Annotated in this window: 6 protein-coding genes; all 6 read left to right on the top strand. The window is 40.8% G+C overall.

Annotated elements, in window-relative coordinates; translation table 11 throughout:
• On the top strand, positions 1-356 hold a 356-nt coding region (locus HZC45_09140; protein ID MBI5683303.1), incomplete at its 5' end, for a [FeFe] hydrogenase H-cluster radical SAM maturase HydG.
• 49 nt (positions 357-405) lie between these two features.
• Complete coding sequence (thiS, locus tag HZC45_09135; GenBank protein ID MBI5683302.1) at positions 406-606, top strand: sulfur carrier protein ThiS; 201 nt, start codon at positions 406-408, stop codon at positions 604-606.
• 134 nt (positions 607-740) lie between these two features.
• Positions 741-1,505 carry a thiazole synthase gene (locus HZC45_09130; protein ID MBI5683301.1) on the top strand — a complete coding sequence of 255 codons (765 nt, stop codon included), beginning with the start codon at positions 741-743 and terminating at the stop codon, positions 1,503-1,505.
• 15 nt (positions 1,506-1,520) lie between these two features.
• Positions 1,521-2,327, top strand: a complete 807-nt coding sequence (gene lgt / locus HZC45_09125; GenBank protein ID MBI5683300.1) for a prolipoprotein diacylglyceryl transferase — start codon at positions 1,521-1,523, stop codon at positions 2,325-2,327.
• Positions 2,303-2,956, top strand: coding sequence for a thiamine phosphate synthase (gene thiE, locus HZC45_09120; protein ID MBI5683299.1), 654 nt, complete (start codon positions 2,303-2,305; stop codon positions 2,954-2,956). Before lgt ends, thiE begins: the two co-directional genes overlap by 25 nt.
• A partial coding sequence (locus HZC45_09115; GenBank protein MBI5683298.1) for a phosphomethylpyrimidine synthase ThiC occupies positions 2,953-3,368 on the top strand: 416 nt, incomplete at its 3' end. The genes thiE and HZC45_09115, both read left to right, overlap by 4 nt.

The following is a 3,368-nucleotide window of genomic DNA, read 5'->3' as shown; positions in this document are numbered from 1 at the left end:
GTAATACTACAGAGCAGTTTTCTACAGATGACCACAGGACAATAGAAGAGATGATTGTGTCTATTGCAAAAAACGGTTTAATGCCGAGTTTATGCACAACTTGTTACAGGGTTGGAAGGACAGGCGCATTGTTTACAAATAAGACCATGGCAGGAGATATGAGTAAATTCTGCCAAGCAAATGCAATACTCACCTTGCAGGAATATATAATTGACCATGCAAAAAATGGCGTTGGAGAAATCGGCAAGACAGTAATAGAAAAAGAGATTGAAGAGATTAAAGAAGAAAAATTAAAGGCAGAGGTTATGAAAAAACTTGATGAAATCAAGGCAGGCAAGAGGGATGTGTATTTCTAAAAGTCAGAAGTCAGAAGTCAGAAGTCAGAAGTCAGAAGATAAAGGTCAGATAAGGATTTTTGTAAATGGGAAAGAACAAACTTTTGCAAAGGGCATAACGGTTTCTGGTCTTTTAGAATTGCTTAATATAAAACTGCATGGCATTGCTGTTGAATTAAATCTTGAGATTGTGCCAAAGAGCAGATATGCTGAAACTGTTTTAAGAGACAGCGATAAGATTGAAATCGTGCAGATGGTGGGAGGAGGATAGGATATTGGGCATAGTGGACTGTGCTTCAAAAACCATTTTTCTCCCTTAAGGGGAGAAAAATCCTCTAAAAGCCTCCCACCCTGACGGTTTTTTCCGCACAGTCCACTATGCCCTTTTAAAAGGAGGATATTTGAATGGATGTATTAAAAATAGGAAAATATAAATTCAAGTCCCGTCTCATGGTAGGGACAGGGAAGTATCCATCAAATGAAATCATGGTAAAGGCACTTGAGGCATCAGGCGCTGAGGTTGTTACAGTCGCTGTAAGAAGGGTAAATCTTGACAGAAAAGGGGAATCGCTCCTTAATTATATTGACACAAAAAAATATACCATACTGCCTAATACAGCAGGATGTTATACGGCAGATGATGCAGTGCGGACAGCAAGACTTGGGCGGGAGGCGCTTGAGACAGACCTTGTTAAACTTGAGGTGATTGGCAATGAAAAGACGCTCTTTCCTGATAATGAGGCTTTGCTTGAGGCGTCAAGGATTTTAGTGAAAGAGGGTTTTACTGTTCTTCCTTATACAAACGATGACCCGATTATGGCAAAAAAACTTGAAACTTTGGGCTGTGCCGCTGTCATGCCCCTTGCAGCGCCTATTGGTTCAGGGCTTGGCATAAGAAATCCGTATAATATAAAAATCATTTTAGAAACAATTAAAATTCCTGTGATTGTTGATGCAGGTGTCGGCACAGCATCCGATGCTGCAATTGCAATGGAACTCGGCTGCGACGGTCTTTTAATGAATACAGGCATAGCAGGCGCAAAAGACCCTGTTAAGATGGCAAGGGCGATGAAACTTGCTGTTGAGGCAGGCAGACTTGCATTTGAGGCAGGAAGAATCCCGAAAAAATTATACGCAGCAGCCTCAAGTCCGATAGAAGGAATGATATAAAAATGGAGGTTATTCGTGCAGCCGATACTTTTTGAATACGGTCCCATCCAGATAAGATTTTATGGTCTGATGTATGTCATTGCCATACTTGTCGGGACTTATCTCATTAAAAAAGAGGTAAAACACAAAGGGGTTCAATTAACAGATGATAATGTAATGAACTTTATATTTGGGACTGTGCTCGCAGGCATTATAGGCGCAAGGCTCTATTATGTGGTTTTCAACTTAGATTATTATCTGGCAAATCCAAAAGAAATACCCGCCATCTGGCACGGGGGGCTTGCATTTCACGGCGGACTCATTGGCGGGCTGATATTTGCATTGGTTTACCTGAAAAGACACAATATAGAATTTTGGCGCATGGCAGATATTGTTGCGCCTGCAATAATTTTGGGACAGGCATTCGGAAGGTTCGGGAATTTTATGAACGGTGATGCACACGGAATGCCCACAACAATGCCGTGGGGCATTGTATTTCCAAAGGAGAGTATTGCAGGCGCGGAGTTTCCCAACATACCGCTGCACCCTGTCATGCTTTATGAGATGGCAATAAATTTGTCCATATTTTTCTTTTTGTGGTTCGGCATGAGAAAGCATGCCCCTGCATGCAGTAAGCAGGGAAGGGGATATAAAGACGGATTTATATTCGCCCTTTACCTGCTTTTGTATTCCATTGGCAGATTTATTGTAGAGAATTTCAGGGCAGATAGTTTGATGCTGGGATATTTACGAACCGCACAGGTTGTGAGTATATTGGTTGCAATTGCGGCAGTGATATTTATTTTAAAATATAAATTATGGGCAACAGAGGCGAAAAAATAGATTTTAACCTATACCTTATAACAGACAGGAAACAAGTTTCCCCACGATACTGGGGACAGATTTTAAATCTGTCCCCAGTTGTTGAAGATGCTTTAAAAGGCGGGGTTAAGGCTGTTCAATTACGGGAAAAGGGATTATCTGGCAGGGAGCTTTTTGAACTTGCAAAAGACTTGAGGGCAATTACAAATAAATACAAGGCAAAATTATTCATAAATGACAGGGTTGATATTGCAATTGCAGTTGATGCAGACGGCGTTCATCTTGGGCAGACAAGTTTTTCCGTCGTTGACGCAAGAAAACTTCTTGGCAGTAAAAAACTAATCGGGGTTTCAACGCACTCCATGCAAGAGGCATTAAAGGCAGAAAAACAGGGTGCTGATTTCATAACATTAGGTCCTGTATTTTATACAGAGTCAAAGGCAAGATATGGCAAACCGCTGGGGATTGAAAAATTAAAGGAAGCGGTCAACGCAGTCCATATACCTGTTTTTGCAATAGGCGGGATGAAACTTAAAAACATAAAAGAGGTTATGGCAGCAGGTGTTAATGGCGTGGCAATGATTTCAGAAGTGATAAAAGCAAAAAATCCAAAAGTAATGGTTAGAAATTTATTGGAGGAAATACAATGACACAACTCATCAAGGCAAGAGAAAATATAACAACACCTGAGATGAAAAAGGCTGCAATAAAAGAAGGGGTCAGCCCTGAATTTGTAAGAAAGGGCATTGCAGAGGGAAACATTGTTATCACAAAGAATAAAAAACATGATATTGAGCCGCTTGCTATTGGCGCGGGTTTGCGCACAAAGGTCAATGCAAATATCGGCACATCGCAGGACAAAGTTGATATAGATTTAGAGATTGAAAAATTAAAAGCAGCAGTAGATGCAGGCGCAGATGCTGTTATGGATCTGTCAACAGGCGGAGATATAGATAAGATAAGAAAGGCAATTATTAAAGAATCTCCTGTATCTATCGGAACTGTGCCAGTGTATCAGGCAGCGCTTGAGGCAGTGAATAAAGGAAAATCATTTGTTGAACT

This window comes from Deltaproteobacteria bacterium, assembly GCA_016223005.1.
Lineage (GTDB): Bacteria > Desulfobacterota > GWC2-55-46 > UBA9637 > GWC2-42-11 > JACRPW01.
Note: the sequence above shows the minus strand (reverse complement) of the source record. Positions and strands in the feature narration are given on the sequence as shown.

Bases quoted from the DNA above. Each gene is read 5' to 3' on its own strand.
- HZC45_09130 (MBI5683301.1), top strand. From the start codon at position 741: ATGGATGTATTAAAAATAGGAAAATATAAATTCAAGTCCCGTCTCATG.
- thiE (MBI5683299.1), top strand. From the start codon at position 2,303: ATGGGCAACAGAGGCGAAAAAATAGATTTTAACCTATACCTTATAACA.